The following is a 17,325-nucleotide window of genomic DNA, read 5'->3' on the forward strand; positions in this document are numbered from 1 at the left end:
AGACAATCATATGTCACTTGAAAACAAATTGGAACAAGCAACAGGCGCTATCAAAGAAGGATTTGGTAAAGTTACTGGAGATGGTAAGACTGAAGCAGAAGGCGCTGTAGAAAAGACAGTTGCTAAGGCAAAAGAAGTAGTTGAAGATGCTAAAGATGCTGTAGAAGGTGCCGTTGAAGGTTTGAAAAACGCTTTTAAATAAAGATAAAAAAATCAAGGGTTTCATTTCCCTTGATTTTTTTATCTTATAAATAATTTTCTGCGACGGCTGCATCTCCTGGATAGGCTTCTTTCTTACCTTGGACGATTTGGTAGCAATCGGCTCCCTTACCAGCGATAATCACAGCATCTAATTCTTGACTTGTGATAGCCATCGCTGCCTTGATAGCTTCTTGGCGTTCGGCAATCTTTTCAACAGGATGGCTGATATAGCTACTGATTTCATCTGCAATGACCATTGGGTCTTCATAGTTAGGGTCATCAGCAGTCAGAAAAACTTGAATCTCAGGGTGTTGATTAAGGAGGAGGCCAAAGTCCTTACGACGGCTTTCTCCCTTGTTTCCTGTCGAACCAAGAACCAGTGCAATTTTTCCAGTTTGATGAGTTTCTACGACATTGATGAGTTTTTTGAGACTATCACCATTGTGGGCATAGTCGATGAAAACCTTGGCTCCGTTTTTCTGAGTGAGGACTTCCATACGACCAGGAACTCGGGTTGCAGCGATTCCTTTTTTGATGTCTTCAAGACTAGCTCCGAGACGGAGACAAGCAAGTCCAGCAGCAACGGCATTTTCTTGGTTGAAGTGTCCAATTAGTTGAATATCATAATCTCCAGCGAGTTTACCCGTAGCTGAAAAACTAAAGGCTTTGGAATTCTCGATTTGGTTGCTCGACTGACTACCGTAGAAATCATGGTCTTGATCATCGACTTGTTCTTTCAAGATAGAAAAGTGGTCCATGTCACTGTTAATGACAACTGCTCGGCTATTTTCCATCAAGAGACGTTTGTGGTAGAAGTAGTCTTCAAAGCTAGGGTGTTCAATCGGGCCGATATGGTCGGGGCTGATATTGAGGAAAACTCCCACATCAAAGGTTAGACCATAGACACGTTTTACCAGATAGGCTTGACTGGATACCTCCATGATGAGGTGGGTACGGCCATTTTGCACAGCTTGATTCATCATGTCAAAGAGGTCAATGCTCTCAGGGGTTGTCAATGCAGACTTAAAGAAAGTCTTGCCATCTAGAGTTGTGTTCATGGTCGACAACATAGCAGGTCGATGCCCTTGAGATAAAATGTTATAGGCGAAGTAGGCTGCTGTTGTTTTACCTTTGGTTCCAGTGAAGGCGAGGAGTTTGAGTTTGTCTTGGGGATTCCCATAAAATTCCATGGCAATCAAACTCATGGCTTTCTTGATATCACTGACGATAATGGCAGGAATACCAACCTCATAGTCTTTTTCAGCTACATACCAACCGAGGCCTTGAGAGATGGCAGAAAGCAAAAATTCCTTCTTAAAGCCAGCACCCTTGACGAAAAAGAGGCTCTTCTCTTTGGCTTTGCGGCTATCATAGCAGATGGTGTCAAATACGACATGGCTGTAGTTGTAGTGATAATGTCCTTGGTCGATAATCTCACGAAAGAGACCATCTTTCTTTAAAATATCTAATACGGTTTCAATCTTTATCATACTTTCTATTGTAAACCGAAAGTCGTAAATTTACAAGTGACAAGGAAAAGTTTATAATGGAAGATAAGGAATTTTTCCTAGTGATTAAAATTAAATGAGGAATCTATGTCTAACGAAAACAATCACCAGCAGGCCCAGATGTTACGGGGGACTGCTTGGCTAACGGCTAGTAACTTTATCAGTCGCCTACTCGGGGCTATTTATATTATACCCTGGTATATCTGGATGGGGTCTTATGCGGCTACAGCAAATGGTCTCTTTACCATGGGCTATAATATCTATGCTTGGTTCTTGCTGGTTTCAACAGCAGGGATTCCAGTTGCGGTGGCCAAGCAAGTGGCCAAGTATAATACCATGCGAGAAGAAGAGCATAGCTTTGGCCTGATTCGGAGCTTTTTAGGCTTTATGACAGGACTAGGTCTGGTTTTTGCTTTAGTCTTGTATGTCTTTGCTCCTTGGCTAGCAGACTTATCTGGCGTGGGCAAAGACTTGATCCCAATCATGCAGAGCTTGGCTTGGGCGGTCTTGATTTTCCCATCTATGAGTGTTATCCGAGGCTTCTTCCAAGGGATGAATAACCTGAAACCTTATGCCATGAGCCAAATCGCTGAGCAGGTCATTCGTGTTATCTGGATGCTCTTGGCTACCTTTATCATTATGAAGCTTGGTTCGGGAGACTATCTAGCAGCAGTCACCCAGTCTACCTTTGCGGCCTTTGTGGGAATGGTTGCTAGCTTTGCTGTCTTGCTTTATTTCCTCTATAAAGAAGGAATGCTTCAAAAAGTTTTTGAAACAGGAGATAAGATTGATAGTAAGCGTCTTTTGATCGATACCATTAAGGAAGCCATTCCTTTTATCCTGACAGGGTCTGCTATCCAGCTTTTCCAGATTTTGGATCAGATGACCTTTATCAATAGTATGAGCTGGTTTACCAACTATAGTAATGAAGACTTGGTTGTCATGTTTTCTTATTTCTCTGCCAATCCTAATAAAATCACTATGATTTTGATTTCCTTAGGAGTTTCGATTGGTGGTGTAGGCTTGCCACTTTTGACCGAAAACTATGTGAAAGGTGATTTGAGGTCTGCCTCTAAATTGATTCAAGATAATCTAACGATGCTTCTATTGTTTCTTTTTCCTGCAACTGTGGGAGTGGTCATGGTCGGTGAACCTATTTATACCATATTTTACGGGAAGCCAGATGGTTTGGCATTAGGTTTGTTTATCTTTGCAGTCTTACAGTCAACTATTTTGGGTGTATATATGGTTTTGTCACCAATGCTTCAGGCTATGTTCCATAATCGTAAAGCGATCCGTTACTTTTTCTATGGTTCGGTTGCTAAGCTAGTCTTGCAATTACCAACAATTTATCTTTTTCACAGTTATGGTCCTTTGATTTCAACATCAATCGCTCTTATCATCCCTATTCTATTCATTTATCGTGAACTATGTAGGGTAACAGGAATGAGAGGTAATGTGGTATTTAGGAGAACGATTTTAATCAGTTTGTTGACTTTTGTTATGTTCATCAGTGTAGGTGCTATCCAGTGGATACTGGGATTTGTCTTCCAACCAAGTGGGCGTTTGTGGAGTTTTCTATATGTAACTCTTGTCGGTGCCATGGGTGGAGGAGTTTATGGAATTATGAGCCTCCGTACCCGTTTATTGGATAAGGTGATTGGAAAAGCCCAAGCAGATCGCCTACGAATCAAATTAAAGTTAACTTAAAAAATATTTATAAATAAAAGGGATAATTTGAACATTTCTATCATGAAATGTTCAAATTATTCTCTTTTTTATTAATTTGTAGAATAATAGCTAAAGTTTGTAGATGGTAATTTAATTTTTCTTAAATTTTACTTAAAAATCTATTGACTAAATAAAACTCAAGTTGTATAATAAGACAAATATTTAAATCAGGAGGTTCTGAAGATGAAAAAGTCTAAAGCCAAGTATGTAGCACTTGCGGGTGTCGTGTTAAGTGCAGGTATTTTATTAAGCGCGTGTGGAAATTCCAGCACAGCGTCAAAAACATATAACTATGTTTATGTTAGTGATCCGTCTAGTTTGAATTATCTAGCAGAAAACCGTGCAACAACTAATGATATCGTGGTTAATTTGGTAGATGGGCTCATGGAAAATGACCAGTATGGGAACTATATTCCATCCTTGGCAGAGGATTGGAGTGTTTCTAAGGACGGTTTGACCTATACCTACAAACTGCGTAAAGATGCTAAATGGTATACTGCAGATGGAGATGAATATGCTCCTGTAACTGCCCAAGATTTTGTAACTGGTTTGAAATATGCAGCTGATAAAAAATCAGAAGCCTTGTACTTGGTGCAAGAATCCGTCGCTGGTTTAGATGACTATATCACTGGTAAAACAACAGACTTTTCAACTGTCGGAGTTAAGGCTCTTGATGACCAAACTGTTCAATATACCTTGACACGACCAGAATCTTACTGGAACTCAAAAACAACGTCAACTATTCTCTTCCCTGTCAATGCAGATTTCTTGAAATCAAAAGGGGATGATTTTGGGAAGGTAGACCCATCTAGTATTTTGTACAATGGACCTTTCTTGATGAAATCCTTTGTTTCAAAATCTGTCATCGAATTCAAGAAAAATCCTAACTACTGGGATGCTAAAAATGTCTTTGTAGATGATGTGAAATTGGCCTATTATGATGGTAGTGACCAAGATGCACTGGCTCGTAACTTTGTAGAAGGTGCTTATAGTTATGCTCGTCTCTATCCAAATAGTTCAAGTTTTGAAGGAATTAAAGAAAAGAATAAGGACAATATCATCTATAGCTTGCAAGATGCTACTTCTTACTTCTTAAACTTTAACCTAGATAGAAAATCTTATAAATTCACTTCCAAGACAAGTGATGCTGAGAAGAAATCGACCCAAGAAGCAGTTCTTAATAAAAACTTCCGTCAAGCCATTAACTTTGCCTATGACCGTACAGCTTACGGGGCTCAATCTCAAGGCGAGGATGGAGCAACTAAGATTTTGCGTAACCTAGTCGTTCCTCCAAACTTTGTAAGTATCAACGGAAAAGACTTTGGTGAAGTAGTAGCCTCTAAGATGGTCAATTATGGTAAGGAATGGCAAGGAATCAACTTTTCGGATGCCCAAGATCCATACTACAATGCTGAAAAAGCTAAAGCTAAATTTGCAGAGGCTAAGAAAGAACTCCAAGCTAAAGGAGTCCAATTCCCTATTCACTTGGACATGACAGTTGACCAAGCTGCTAAAAAGGGTGTCCAAGAGGCAAACTCTATGAAGCAATCTATTGAAGCAGCCTTAGGTGCAGAGAACGTTGTAATTGATATTCAACAACTCACTACTGAAGATTATGACAATACAAGCTATTTGGCTCAGACAGCAGCTCAGAAGGATTATGATCTTTACAACGGTGGTTGGGGTCCTGATTACCAAGATCCTTCAACCTATCTTGATGTCTTTAATGTTAATTCTGGTGGTTTGATGCAAAATCTAGGTTTAGAGCCAGGTGAAGCCAATGACAAGGCCAAGGCTGTTGGACTAGATGTCTACACTCAAATGTTGGAAGAAGCTAATAAGGAACAAGATCTTGCAAAACGCTATGACAAGTATGCTGAGATCCAAGCGTGGTTGGTAGATAGTGCTTTAGCAATTCCAAATGTGTCTAAGGGTGGAACACCAGTATTGAGAAAAACAGTTCCTTTCTCAGAACCATATTCATTAGCTGGTAATAAAGGTATTGAATCATATAAATACCTCAAAGTACAAGATAAGACAGTCACAAAAGAAGAATATGAAAAAGCCAAAGAAAAATGGCTGAAAGAAAAAGAAGAATCCAATAAAAAAGCCCAAGAAGAATTGGCAAAACATGTAAAATAAGGATTTTTCAAGAAAAACGATGGTTTCGAAAGAAGCTGTCGTTTTTTAATAGAATGATAGCGAAGTTGGAAGAAAAGTGCTTACATTTTTTAAATTGTTAATTGGATTTATGATATAATGAATATAATAAAAGTTGTGAGAAGCTATTTTTTAAATCCTCTTCCAGTGTTAACTGAAGTATACACATGCTAGGATGATTTTATAGGAGGTATGTTATTTACTGAAAAAGTAAGATAAAATGCAACAAATGATAAGTTCTTCTTTTATGTGAAGAGTTCTTATCTGCCTATTTACTAATCGTTATGGAGGTAACATCGTGGGCGCTATTATGGAGTTTGCGACAGAAAAACAGATTGCATCATTTCTTTCAACTTGTCGCATTGAAGGGCAAAAGAATTTTCTTATGGCTTTCAAGAAAAAGACATGGTTGAAATCCTTTGTTGATTTTTTCATTATAGGTGGTTCCTACTATGTTCAGTCGAGTGTGAAGCCTAAGCTTATAGCATTCACACCTAAGGGGATTTACTTGATGGACATCAGTGATGTAACAGAAAATCGTTCTAATCAAGTCATAGAGATCCCATGGAATCAAGTCAAAGATTTTACTTATAAGAAAGTCTTGAATACAGTTAGGCTGAACTGGCACTATCAAAATGAAGACTATATTTTTTCCGTGGATGTCGGTCAGATTGGTCAGCATGTGGGCCAGTATCAATTTAATAAAGACCATTATGACTATTTAGACCAACAGGATTTCTTTCAGTCTAAGTAAGGCCTAGCAATCATCGTCACAAAAGAATCTGGAAGCTTTTCTGGATTCTTTTTAGCTTTACTAGCTAAGTCTATAGTTTGAAACTATAACTAGCTCTTGAAAAGAAGAAAATGAGTTGATGAAAATAAGTGGTACAATAGTTACTATAGATTTGGAGGTATTGTATGAGCAAGGAATTACACATTAACACAATTTTGGCCCAGGCGGGTATCAAGTCAGACGAAGCAACAGGAGCTTTGGTGACACCGATTCATTTTTCGACGACTTATCAGCACCCAGAGTTTGGTCAGTCTACTGGATTTGACTATACGCGCACCAAAAACCCAACTCGCAGTAAGGCGGAAGAAGTCTTGGCGGCTATTGAGTCCGCAGACTATGCCCTAGCGACTAGCTCAGGGATGTCAGCTATTGTACTGGCCTTTAGTGTCTTCCCAGTAGGAAGTAAGGTCTTGGCTGTCCGTGACCTTTACGGTGGTTCTTTCCGCTGGTTCAACCAAGTGGAGCAGGAAGGCCGTTTCCATTTTACCTATGCCAATACAGAAGAAGAGTTGATTGCCGAGTTAGAAAAGGACGTGGATGTTCTCTATATCGAAACACCAACCAATCCCTTGATGTTGGAATTTGATATCGAAAAACTAGCAAAATTAGCTCATGCTAAGGGTGCCAAAGTGGTGGTGGACAATACCTTCTACAGTCCTATCTATCAACGTCCGATTGAAGATGGAGCGGATATCGTTCTTCATTCAGCAACCAAGTATCTAGCAGGTCACAATGATGTCTTGGCTGGAGTGGTTGTGACCAATAGTTTAGAACTATACGAGAAGCTCTTTTACAATCTTAATACGACAGGGGCAGTCTTGTCTCCATTTGACAGTTATCAATTGATTCGTGGTCTCAAGACCTTGTCTCTTCGTATGGAGCGCTCAACAGCTAACGCCCAAGAAGTGGTTGCCTTTTTGAAGGATTCTCCAGCAGTTAAGGAAGTTCTCTACACTGGTCGTGGAGGCATGATTTCCTTTAAAGTAGCCGATGAAACACGCATTCCACATATTTTGAACAGTCTTAAGGTCTTCTCTTTTGCGGAAAGTTTAGGTGGGGTAGAAAGTCTCATTACTTATCCAACGACGCAAACTCACGCTGATATTCCAGCAGAAGTGCGCCATTCTTATGGTTTGACAGATGACCTCTTGCGTTTGTCTATTGGGATTGAGGATGCTAGAGATTTGATTGCAGATTTGCGCCAAGCCTTAGAAGGATAAGATAAAGATGGGAAAATATGATTTTACAAGCCTGCCCAATCGTTTAGGGCACCATACCTATAAATGGAAAGAAGCAGAAACGGATAGTGAAGTCCTACCAGCTTGGATAGCGGATATGGACTTTGTAGTCTTGCCTGAAATCCGTCAAGCCGTGCAAACTTACGCTGATCAACTGGTTTATGGTTATACCTATGCCAGTGAAGAGTTAATTAAGGAAGTTCAAAAGTGGGAAGCTACACAACATGGGTATCACTTTGACAAAGAAGCTCTTGTCTTTATCGAGGGTGTGGTGCCAGCCATCTCAACAGCTATTCAAGCCTTTACAAAAGAAGGCGAGGCAGTTCTGATTAACACACCAGTTTACCCACCTTTTACTCGCAGTGTCAAGTTGAATAACCGCAGATTGATTACCAATTCTTTGGTGGAAAAGGATGGTCTGTTTGAGATTGACTTTGACCAATTGGAGAAGGATTTGGTAGAAGAGGATGTGAAACTCTATATTCTTTGCAATCCTCACAATCCTGGTGGACGTGTTTGGGAAAAGGAAGTGTTGGAGAAGATTGGCCAACTCTGCAAAAAACACGGTGTTTTGTTGGTTTCGGATGAGATTCACCAAGATTTGGCCCTCTTTGGTCACAAGCATCATTCCTTCAATACCATCAATCCTGACTTTAAAGAATTTGCGATCGTCTTGAGCAGTGCCACTAAAACCTTTAATATTGCTGGAACAAAAAATTCATATGCAGTTATTGAAAATCCTAAGTTGCGAGTGGCTTACCAGAAACGCCAGTTGGCCAATAACCAGCATGAAATTTCAGGCTTGGGTTATTTGGCGACAGAAGCTGCCTATCGATACGGTAAAGATTGGTTAGAGGAACTCAAGCAAGTCTTTGAAGACCATATTAATTATGTGGTAGATTTATTTGGAAAAGAGACTAAAATTAAGGTCATGAAACCACAAGGAACCTATTTGATTTGGCTTGATTTTTCAGCCTATGACCTGACTGATGAAACATTGCAAGAGCTGTTGAGAAATGAAGCCAAGGTTATCCTTAACCGTGGTTTGGATTTTGGAGAGGAAGGAAGTCTCCATGCCCGCCTCAATGTAGCCATGCCTAAATCTCTGTTGCAAGAAGTTTGTCAGCGGATTGTTGCGACTTTTGCCAAACTTTAATAATCCAGCCTTCTAGGAGAAAAGTCTTCCTAGGAGGCTATTTTCATAGAGGAAAATATGGTATAATAAAAAGATAAGGTAAAGGTAGAAATATGGCTAAATTGATTCCGGGGAAAGTCCGTATCGAAGGCGTTGCCCTTTATGAAACTGGTAAAGTTGACATCATCAAGGAAAAGAATAATCGGCTCTACGCTCGCGTCGCAGAAGAAGAACTGCGCTATAGTTTAGAGGATGATTTGGTTTTTTGTGCCTGCGATTTTTTCCAAAAGAGGGGCTACTGTGTGCATTTGGCAGCTCTGGAGCATTTTTTGAAAAATGATGAGCGTGGCCAAGAAATCTTGCAGGGTCTTGAAGAAGGTCATGAAGAAAAAGAAGCCGTTGAAACCAAGGTGACCTTGGGTGGTAAATTTTTGGACCGAATCTTGTCTCCAAAAGCAGAACGTGCCTATGAATTATCGGCTGTGGGACAAGTGGAAGCAGGAACCAATCGTATCTTGTGGACTCTGAGAATCGGGCAAACCAATAGTCAAAAATACTATGTCATTCGGGATATTCCGCTCTTTTTAAAAGTCGTCGAGAAGAGAAAACCTTATATGATTGGAAAAACTTATGAGGAATCTCTGTCTTTGGAAGCCTTTGATGAGGCAAGTCAAGAGCTTCTGGCTTTTTTGCGGGGACTAACGGAGGAAGGACTTAGTCCAGATCTTTTTTTCCAAAACCAGGGTCGGCATCTCTTTTTTCCTCTGACCTTTTTTGAGCAGGGTGTGAATTTACTGATGACCTTGCCGCATTTTCAATTTGACCATCAAGTAGATAGCTACCAAACCCTGATTTTTCAGGATTTGCATGCGGGTGCTAATCTATTTGCCTTTATAGTAAAAGAATACTCGAATTATTTTGAAATGGAAATCAGTGAGAGTCCTAGAGTCAATGTCTTTTATCAGGGAGCCGTACTTTTCCATAAAGGACAGGTTTATTTTCTAACAGACCAGCAGATACGTCTTCTCAAGGAAATCAAAGCGCTACCTGTGGATCAACACGGAAAGAAATATTTGCAATTTGATAGCAGTGACCGCGATAAGTTGGCTTCTTGTCTAACTCTCTTTGGCCAGATGGGCACCGTTTCAGCTCCAGAACGCTTACAAATCAAAATTTTTGAGCCCTCTTTTTATTTTGATAGGGAAGAAGATAATCGGATTCGTTTAGAAATTCAGTTTGATTATGGAGATAAGCAGGTATCTAGCCGACAAGAGCTAGAAGAATTACCTTTTTCGAGTGATGCTGACTTAGAAGAAAGAGTTTTCCAAGTCTGTTTGGCAGCTGGATTTGAAGCAGACTTTCAATCTTGGCGTCAGGCCTTAAAAGCCGAGTCTGTTTATCATTTCTTCCATGACATCATTCCAGTTTTTGAAAAACTCGGGAATGTTGATCTATCAGACAAGCTAGAAGAAATTTATAGCCTAGCAAGCCCTCAAGTGCAGATTGCTTCCAAGGGAGGTCTCTTGGAAATCCAGTTTGATTTTCAAGATATCGCCCAAGAGGAAATTGACCAAGCCATGCAGGCCTTGGTTGCCAATCAAGATTTTTATATCGATTCGTCCAATCAAGTCTACTTTTTCGATGAAGAAACCAAGAGAATTCGCCAAAATCTACAGGAACTGGGACAGTTTGAATTAAAAGATGGGGCCTTGCAGGCTCGAAAATCTTTGGCTTATAGTTTAGCTCATCTTTTTGAAGGGCGAGACCGTGTTTCTTTTTCACAAGAATTCCAGAATCTGGCCTACGACTTGACGCATCCAGAGGACTTTCCTTTGCAAGCAACTCAGGTTCAGGCTGATTTGCGAGACTATCAGGAAAAGGGAATCGGCTGGTTGCAAATGCTCCATTATTATGGTTTTGGTGGGATTTTGGCTGATGATATGGGCTTGGGGAAAACCCTTCAGACCATTGCTTTTTTGACCAGTCAAGTGACAAAAGAAAGTCGGGTTTTGATTCTCGCTCCGTCGGGTTTGATTTACAATTGGGCAGATGAGTTTCAGAAATTTGCCCCACAGTTGGATGTGGCTGTTGTTCATGGTTTGAAAGCTAGTCGTGAGGAGATTCTTGCTGAGAGCCATCAAATCTATGTGACGAGTTATGCTACCTTCCGTCAGGACAGTGAGCTTTATCAGGGGATGGCCTTTGACTTCCTTTTCTTAGATGAGGCTCAGGTAATGAAAAATACCCAGACCAAGATTGCCCAGACCTTGAGACAGTTTGTGGTGCCGTCAGTCTTTGCCTTGTCAGGAACTCCTATTGAAAATCATCTGGGGGAGTTGTGGTCTATTTTCCAAATCGTCATGCCAGGACTTTTGCCAAGCAAGAAAGAATTTATGAAATTGCCAGCTGAGCGCGTGGCTCAGTTTATCAAACCTTTCGTCATGCGGCGAAAGAAAGAAGAAGTTCTGACTGAATTGCCAGACTTGATTGAAGTGGTTTATAAGAATGAACTGGAAGACCAGCAAAAGGCTATCTATCTAGCTCAGTTGCAACAGATGAGAGACCGTCTGGCTCAAGTGTCAGATCAGGAATTTCAGCGAAGTCGTGTGGAAATTTTATCTGGTCTGATGCGCTTGCGCCAAATCTGTGATACGCCTGCCCTCTTTATGGAAGATTATCAGGGTGCCAGTGGTAAACTGGATAGTCTTCGAGACTTGCTGGTACAGGTGGCAGATGGTGGACACCGTGTCTTGATTTTCTCACAGTTCAAGGGAATGTTGGAGAAAATTGAACAAGAACTGCCAGACTTGGGCTTGACTTCCTTTAAAATTACGGGTTCAACCCCAGCCAAGGAAAGACAAGACATGACCAAGGCCTTTAACCAAGGGGAAAGAGATGCCTTTCTGATTTCCCTTAAGGCTGGTGGTGTCGGTCTGAACCTGACAGGTGCTGATACGGTTATTTTGGTTGACCTTTGGTGGAATCCTGCGGTGGAAGCGCAAGCCATTGGCCGTGCCCATCGGATGGGTCAGGAAGAAACGGTTGAGGTTTATCGCTTGGTGACCAAGGGAACCATTGAAGAAAAAATTCAGGAACTCCAAGAACAAAAGAAACATCTGGTGTCACAAGTATTGGATGGCACAGAGTCACGTGGCAGTCTGACCCTAGCAGAAATTAGAGAAATTTTAGGAATTTCTGAAGCCAGCACTTGAAAAATCAAGACAATACGCTATAATGAAGTGTTGAAAGGAAATAGAAAATGAGAGAAGAACGATTTCCATTGGTGTCAGATGATGAGATCATGTTGACTGAGATGCCGGTTATGGACCTCTATGATGAATCTGACTTTATCAGTAATATCAAGGGAGAATACCGTGATAAGAATTATCTGGAGTGGGCCCCTATTACTGAAGAAAAACCAGTAAAACAGATTGAAAAGCCAGTCGAGAAACCTAAGAGGGCTGGTTTAGGAGTTAAAAAAGAAGGAAAGAGCTATGCGGAGGTTGCACGTGAAGAAGCGCGTGCGGACTTGAAAAAGAAACGATCAGCAAGCTATCTGACTAAGGATATTACTCCTACAAGACGCCATCCTCAGCCAAGTCTAGTTAGACAGGGCAATCAACCTACAGCTCCTTTCCAAAAGGAAAATCCTGGTGAATTTGTCAAATACAGTCAAAAATTGACTCAGTCTCATTACATCTTGGCGGAAGAAGTGAACAATATGTCGACTCAAGCTGAGTCGAAAGAAACTTCAAGTCCAAAGAAAAACAACTATGATTTTCTGAAGAAGAGCCAAATCTACAATAAAAAGAATCAACAAAAAGAACAAGAACGTCAGGTGGCCCAAGAGTTGAATCTGACAAGAATTACGGAATAGGGGAGAAAACATGTCAAAGACATATCATTTTATCGGAATTAAGGGATCAGGTATGAGTGCCTTGGCCTTGATGTTGCACCAAATGGGGCATAAGGTACAGGGATCAGATGTTGAAAAGTACTACTTTACTCAACGTGGTCTTGAGCAGGCAGGGATTACTATTCTTCCTTTTGATGAAAAAAATCTAGACGGTGATATGGAAATTATCGCTGGAAATGCCTTTCGTCCAGATAACAACGTCGAAATTGCCTATGCGGACCAAAATGGCATTAGCTACAAACGTTACCATGAGTTCCTAGGTAGCTTTATGCGTGACTTTGTCAGCATGGGAGTAGCTGGAGCGCATGGAAAAACTTCAACTACTGGGATGTTGTCTCATGTCTTGTCTCACATTACAGATACTAGCTTCTTGATTGGAGACGGGACTGGTCGTGGTTCGGCCAATGCTAAATATTTTGTCTTTGAATCTGACGAATACGAGCGTCACTTTATGCCTTATCACCCAGAATACTCTATTATCACCAACATTGACTTTGACCATCCAGACTATTTCACAAGTCTAGAGGATGTTTTCAATGCCTTTAACGACTATGCTAAACAAATTACCAAAGGTTTGTTTATCTACGGTGAAGATGCTGAATTGCGTAAGATTACGTCTGATGCTCCGATTTATTATTATGGTTTTGAAGCAGAAGGTAATGACTTTGTTGCTAGTGATCTTCTTCGTTCAACAACTGGTTCAACCTTCACAGTTCATTTCCGTGGTCAAGAATTAGGGCAATTCCATATTCCAACCTTTGGTCGACACAATATCATGAATGCGACAGCCGTTATTGGATTGCTTTACACAGCAGGATTTGATTTGAACTTGGTGCGTGAACACTTGAAAACATTTGCCGGTGTTAAGCGTCGTTTCACTGAGAAAATTGTCAATGACACGGTGATTATCGATGACTTTGCTCACCATCCAACAGAAATTATTGCGACCTTGGATGCGGCGCGTCAAAAATACCCAAGCAAGGAAATTGTTGCAGTCTTCCAACCGCATACTTTTACAAGAACCATTGCCTTGTTGGACGAATTTGCCCACGCTTTGAACCAAGCGGATGCTGTTTATCTAGCCCAAATTTATGGATCTGCTCGTGAAGTAGACCATGGTGATGTTAAGGTAGAAGACCTAGCCAATAAAATCGATAAGAAACACCAAGTGATTACTGTTGAAAATGTTTCTCCACTCCTAGACCATGACAATGCTGTTTACGTCTTTATGGGAGCAGGAGATATCCAAACCTATGAATATTCATTCGAGCGTCTCTTGTCTAACCTGACAAGCAATGTTCAATAGGAAGTTCTCATGGAAATTCCAATTAAAATCATTCGGGCAAGTAAGTCTGATTTAACTGAGATAGAGGCACTTCAGGCCTCATCTTTTCCAGCTGAAAAGCAGCAACCTTCCCATATTTTAGAAGAAAGTATCCGTAAGTGTGCGGATACCTTTCTTCTAGCTAGGGATGAAAATCAGCTTCTGGGCTATGTTCTAGGCGATCCTCAGCCACATAATCCGCAATGCCTAGAAATGCATTCTTTAGTCATTGACTCTGGCCATCAGAGACAGGGCTTGGGCACGCTTCTTCTTGCAGCCTTGAAAGAGGTGGCGGTTGAGCTGGATTACAAAGCTATTCGTTTGAAGAGTCCTGATGAGTTGCTATCCTATTTTGAAATGAACGGTTTTATTGATGAAGAAACTTCCCTTTATGCAGCTAGTCAAGGTTTTAGTATGATTTGGTTTAATCCCTTTTATCTGGAGGCACAATGAAAATCAGGAAAGCAAGATTAGAAGATTTAGATCGTATCGTTGAGATTGAACTAGAAAATTTCTCACTTGAAGAAGCCATTCCTCGCTCGGTTTTTGAAGCTCATTTGCGAAAAATTCAGACCTCGTTTCTGGTTGCAGAAAAAGAAGGCAGAATCATGGGGTATATAGAAGGGCCAGTTGGACCATACCGCCATCTGCAAGATCAGTCTTTTACAGAAGAGATAGAAGATTATAGTCATGAGCCGAGTGGTTATATCTCTGTGACCTGTCTTTCTATTGCCAAGGAAGCACAGGGCCTTGGACTTGGTCAAAAATTATTAACAGCCTTGAAAGAGTTGGCTCTTGAACACGAAAGAGAAGGTATTAACCTAACCTGTCATGACTATCTCATCGCCTACTACGAAAAACATGGATTTGTCAATGAAGGCCGGTCTCAGTCAACCTTTGCAGGGGAAACCTGGTATGATATGGTCTGGGAAGCTAAAAAATAAGCGAGAAAAGCATGCTAGGTTGCTTTTCTTTCGTTTTTAAGATATAATATTATGGATTGTCAACGAGGAGGATAAACTTTTGAGTGAAAAAACAAGAGAAGACGAAAAATTAAGCTTTAAAGAGCAAATTTTACGTGATTTAGAGAGAGTAAAAAAACAAGATAGAAGTGAGCAAGAAAACGAGATTACAAGTTTTGAAACTCCTTTATCTCAAGAAGATTCAGTAGATCCTTCAACTCAGGAACATGAACCTTCAGCAGAAGAGTTGATGGCTAATTCTCTTTCTGTTGTGGATCAAATATTAAAGAATGCTCCTAGTGTTCCGTCACGTTCAAATGATATTTCGGATGAAATTGCAGCAAATGAAGAAGTTGCAGAACCTAAAATTGAAGCGGTTGTTGAACCTGTAGTTGAATCAGTAGAACCTATTTTCGAGCCAGTTCAACCAAAAGTAGAACCTGTAAAACTTAACGAAGACAAAGAATTTAACGAGATTCCAACAAAGGTTGCGGTGTCGTATAAAACAAGTAGACAACAGGAAGAAGTTAGTACTCCTGCAGTGGATAATGAGCTATCTGAGTTAGCTGAATCGGCAGATAGCCTAGGTTCAGTTCCTAGACGTAGTCGCCGTGAGACAGTTAAACCAGTTAAGAAGAAAAAATCACATTTGAAGGCATTCTTCATTTCTCTACTGATTTTCCTAGCCTTGATTTCGGCAGGTGGTTACTTCGGTTATCAGTATGTTCAGTCATCCTTGCTACCTGTTGATGCAAATTCTAAGGAATATGTGACTGTTCAAATTCCAGAAGGAGCCAATGTCCAAGAAATCGGATCAACTCTTGAGCATTCTGGTGTGATTAAACACGGTGTGATTTTTGCTTTCTATGCAAAATATAAGAATTATTCAGATTTGAAGGCTGGATATTACAATTTGCAAAAGAGCATGAGTACAGAGGACATCATTAAGGAACTGCAAAAAGGTGGTACACCTGAACCTCAGGCTCCATCTCTTGCAAACTTGACAATTCCAGAAGGATATACCATTGATCAAATCGCCCAAGCTGTAGGCCAATTACAAGGTGAATTTAAAGAACCTTTGACAGCGGAAGCTTTCTTGGCTAAAGTGCAAGATGACAACTTTATCAGTCAAGAAGTTGCTAAATATCCAAACCTACTCGAAAGCTTGCCAACGAAAGAAAGTGGAGCTCGTTACCGTTTGGAAGGTTATCTTTTCCCAGCGACCTACTCTATCAAGGAAAGCACAACTATTGAAAGCTTGATTGATGAGATGCTGGCAGCTATGGATAAGACCTTGACTCCGCACTATAGTGCAATTAAGTCTAAGAACTTGACAGTCAATGAATTGCTAACAATTGCTTCACTGGTTGAAAAAGAAGGGGCTAAGACTGAAGACCGTAAGTTGATTGCGGGTGTTTTCTACAACCGTTTGAATCTTGGTATGCCACTTCAAAGCAATATTGCAATCTTGTATGCCCAAGGGAAACTTGGCCAAAATATTAGCCTAGCAGATGATGCTGGAATTGATACATCGATTAATTCACCATACAATGTTTATACAAAACCTGGTTTGATGCCTGGTCCAGTAGATAGTCCAAGTCAGGACGCGATTGAAGCAAGTATCAACCAAACTAAGAGTGAGAACCTCTACTTTGTAGCCAATGTTACAGATGGTAAAGTCTATTACGCAGTGACACAGGAAGAACATGATCGTAATGTAGCTGAGCACGTCAATAGCAAGCTTACTCAAAATAGTAGTTCAAACTAAGACTACAAACATGAGAATCTCAGATAGAGATTCAATATTATCGAAGGAAAGTTGAGAAAAATGGCAGAAAAAACATATCCTATGACCCTTGAGGAAAAGGAAAAACTTGAAAAAGAATTAGAAGAATTGAAATTGGTCCGCCGTCCAGAAGTGGTAGAACGCATTAAGATTGCCCGTTCATACGGTGACCTTTCTGAAAACAGTGAATACGAAGCAGCTAAGGATGAACAAGCCTTTGTCGAAGGACAAATCTCTAGCTTGGAAACAAAAATCCGTTATGCTGAAATCGTCAATAGTGACTCAGTTGCCCAAGACGAAGTAGCGATTGGTAAAACAGTCACTATCCAAGAAATTGGTGAGGACGAAGAAGAAGTTTATATTATCGTAGGTTCAGCGGGTGCGGATGCCTTTGCAGGTAAAGTTTCAAATGAAAGCCCAATTGGACAAGCCTTGATTGGCAAGAAAACAGGTGATACAGCAACAATTGAAACACCTGTTGGTAGCTATGATGTAAAAATCTTGAAGGTTGAAAAAACAGCCTAATGATTAAAAGGAGTAAAAAGAGGGAAAAATCCTTCTTTGCTCCTTT

14 protein-coding genes are annotated in these 17,325 nt (G+C 40.5%); 13 read left to right on the forward strand and 1 reads right to left on the reverse strand.

Annotated elements, in window-relative coordinates:
• The first annotated feature begins 10 nt into the window (after window positions 1-10).
• Window positions 11-202, forward strand: a complete 192-nt coding sequence (locus tag O3616_RS06550) for a CsbD family protein (RefSeq protein WP_049488510.1) — start codon at window positions 11-13, stop codon at window positions 200-202.
• Between the two features lie 43 nt (window positions 203-245).
• Here O3616_RS06550 and O3616_RS06555 read toward each other — a convergent pair whose 3' ends face one another.
• Window positions 246-1,691 (reverse strand): UDP-N-acetylmuramoyl-L-alanyl-D-glutamate--L-lysine ligase, encoded by a 1,446-nt coding sequence (locus O3616_RS06555; RefSeq protein ID WP_371638417.1) that lies wholly within the window; start codon window positions 1,689-1,691, stop codon window positions 246-248.
• 105 nt (window positions 1,692-1,796) lie between these two features.
• On the opposite strand from O3616_RS06555, the gene O3616_RS06560 reads away from it, so the two are divergent.
• From O3616_RS06560 to greA, 12 genes are all read left to right on the forward strand, one after another.
• Complete coding sequence (locus O3616_RS06560) at window positions 1,797-3,419, forward strand: oligosaccharide flippase family protein (RefSeq protein WP_371638418.1); 1,623 nt, start codon at window positions 1,797-1,799, stop codon at window positions 3,417-3,419.
• Between the two features lie 204 nt (window positions 3,420-3,623).
• Window positions 3,624-5,582 carry a peptide ABC transporter substrate-binding protein gene (locus tag O3616_RS06565; RefSeq protein ID WP_371638419.1) on the forward strand — a complete coding sequence of 653 codons (1,959 nt, stop codon included), beginning with the start codon at window positions 3,624-3,626 and terminating at the stop codon, window positions 5,580-5,582.
• 316 nt (window positions 5,583-5,898) lie between these two features.
• Entirely contained in the window at window positions 5,899-6,354 is a 456-nt protein-coding gene (locus O3616_RS06570; protein ID WP_371638420.1) for a hypothetical protein, read from the forward strand.
• Between the two features lie 164 nt (window positions 6,355-6,518).
• Window positions 6,519-7,613, forward strand: a complete 1,095-nt coding sequence (locus O3616_RS06575; RefSeq protein WP_201058918.1) for a cystathionine gamma-synthase — start codon at window positions 6,519-6,521, stop codon at window positions 7,611-7,613.
• A gap of 7 nt (window positions 7,614-7,620) precedes the next feature.
• Entirely contained in the window at window positions 7,621-8,787 is a 1,167-nt protein-coding gene (locus tag O3616_RS06580) for a MalY/PatB family protein (protein ID WP_371638421.1), read from the forward strand.
• A 92-nt stretch (window positions 8,788-8,879) separates the two neighbouring features.
• Window positions 8,880-11,978, forward strand: a complete 3,099-nt coding sequence (locus tag O3616_RS06585; protein ID WP_371638422.1) for a DEAD/DEAH box helicase — start codon at window positions 8,880-8,882, stop codon at window positions 11,976-11,978.
• A gap of 47 nt (window positions 11,979-12,025) precedes the next feature.
• The gene (locus O3616_RS06590; protein WP_049552266.1) at window positions 12,026-12,643 is read left to right on the forward strand and encodes a hypothetical protein; all 618 of its coding nucleotides are present in this window, start codon (window positions 12,026-12,028) and stop codon (window positions 12,641-12,643) included.
• Window positions 12,644-12,653: 10 nt separating this feature from the next.
• Complete coding sequence (gene murC, locus O3616_RS06595) at window positions 12,654-13,988, forward strand: UDP-N-acetylmuramate--L-alanine ligase (RefSeq protein ID WP_285387613.1); 1,335 nt, start codon at window positions 12,654-12,656, stop codon at window positions 13,986-13,988.
• A gap of 9 nt (window positions 13,989-13,997) precedes the next feature.
• Entirely contained in the window at window positions 13,998-14,459 is a 462-nt protein-coding gene (locus O3616_RS06600; protein WP_084862533.1) for a GNAT family N-acetyltransferase, read from the forward strand.
• Window positions 14,456-14,950: a GNAT family N-acetyltransferase gene (locus O3616_RS06605; protein WP_020902221.1), complete on the forward strand. Its 495-nt coding sequence runs from the start codon at window positions 14,456-14,458 to the stop codon at window positions 14,948-14,950. Before O3616_RS06600 ends, O3616_RS06605 begins: the two co-directional genes overlap by 4 nt.
• 79 nt (window positions 14,951-15,029) lie before the next feature.
• A complete protein-coding gene (gene mltG, locus O3616_RS06610; protein ID WP_371638423.1) occupies window positions 15,030-16,736 on the forward strand; it encodes an endolytic transglycosylase MltG in 1,707 nt (568 codons plus the stop codon).
• A 60-nt stretch (window positions 16,737-16,796) separates the two neighbouring features.
• A complete protein-coding gene (gene greA / locus O3616_RS06615; RefSeq protein ID WP_000818768.1) occupies window positions 16,797-17,279 on the forward strand; it encodes a transcription elongation factor GreA in 483 nt (160 codons plus the stop codon).
• Window positions 17,280-17,325: the final 46 nt, after the last annotated feature.

The organism is Streptococcus sp. 27098_8_86 (genome assembly GCF_041432595.1).
GTDB classification, from domain to species: domain Bacteria; phylum Bacillota; class Bacilli; order Lactobacillales; family Streptococcaceae; genus Streptococcus; species Streptococcus pneumoniae_F.

Excerpts from the sequence above, each read along its gene's own strand:
- O3616_RS06550 (WP_049488510.1), top strand. The coding sequence starts at position 11 with ATGTCACTTGAAAACAAATTGGAACAAGCAACAGGCGCTATCAAAGAA.
- O3616_RS06555 (WP_371638417.1), bottom strand. The coding sequence starts at position 1,691 with ATGATAAAGATTGAAACCGTATTAGATATTTTAAAGAAAGATGGTCTC.
- O3616_RS06560 (WP_371638418.1), top strand. The coding sequence starts at position 1,797 with ATGTCTAACGAAAACAATCACCAGCAGGCCCAGATGTTACGGGGGACT.
- O3616_RS06565 (WP_371638419.1), top strand. The coding sequence starts at position 3,624 with ATGAAAAAGTCTAAAGCCAAGTATGTAGCACTTGCGGGTGTCGTGTTA.
- O3616_RS06575 (WP_201058918.1), top strand. The coding sequence starts at position 6,519 with ATGAGCAAGGAATTACACATTAACACAATTTTGGCCCAGGCGGGTATC.
- O3616_RS06580 (WP_371638421.1), top strand. The coding sequence starts at position 7,621 with ATGGGAAAATATGATTTTACAAGCCTGCCCAATCGTTTAGGGCACCAT.
- O3616_RS06585 (WP_371638422.1), top strand. The coding sequence starts at position 8,880 with ATGGCTAAATTGATTCCGGGGAAAGTCCGTATCGAAGGCGTTGCCCTT.
- O3616_RS06590 (WP_049552266.1), top strand. The coding sequence starts at position 12,026 with ATGAGAGAAGAACGATTTCCATTGGTGTCAGATGATGAGATCATGTTG.
- murC (WP_285387613.1), top strand. The coding sequence starts at position 12,654 with ATGTCAAAGACATATCATTTTATCGGAATTAAGGGATCAGGTATGAGT.
- O3616_RS06600 (WP_084862533.1), top strand. The coding sequence starts at position 13,998 with ATGGAAATTCCAATTAAAATCATTCGGGCAAGTAAGTCTGATTTAACT.
- O3616_RS06605 (WP_020902221.1), top strand. The coding sequence starts at position 14,456 with ATGAAAATCAGGAAAGCAAGATTAGAAGATTTAGATCGTATCGTTGAG.
- greA (WP_000818768.1), top strand. The coding sequence starts at position 16,797 with ATGGCAGAAAAAACATATCCTATGACCCTTGAGGAAAAGGAAAAACTT.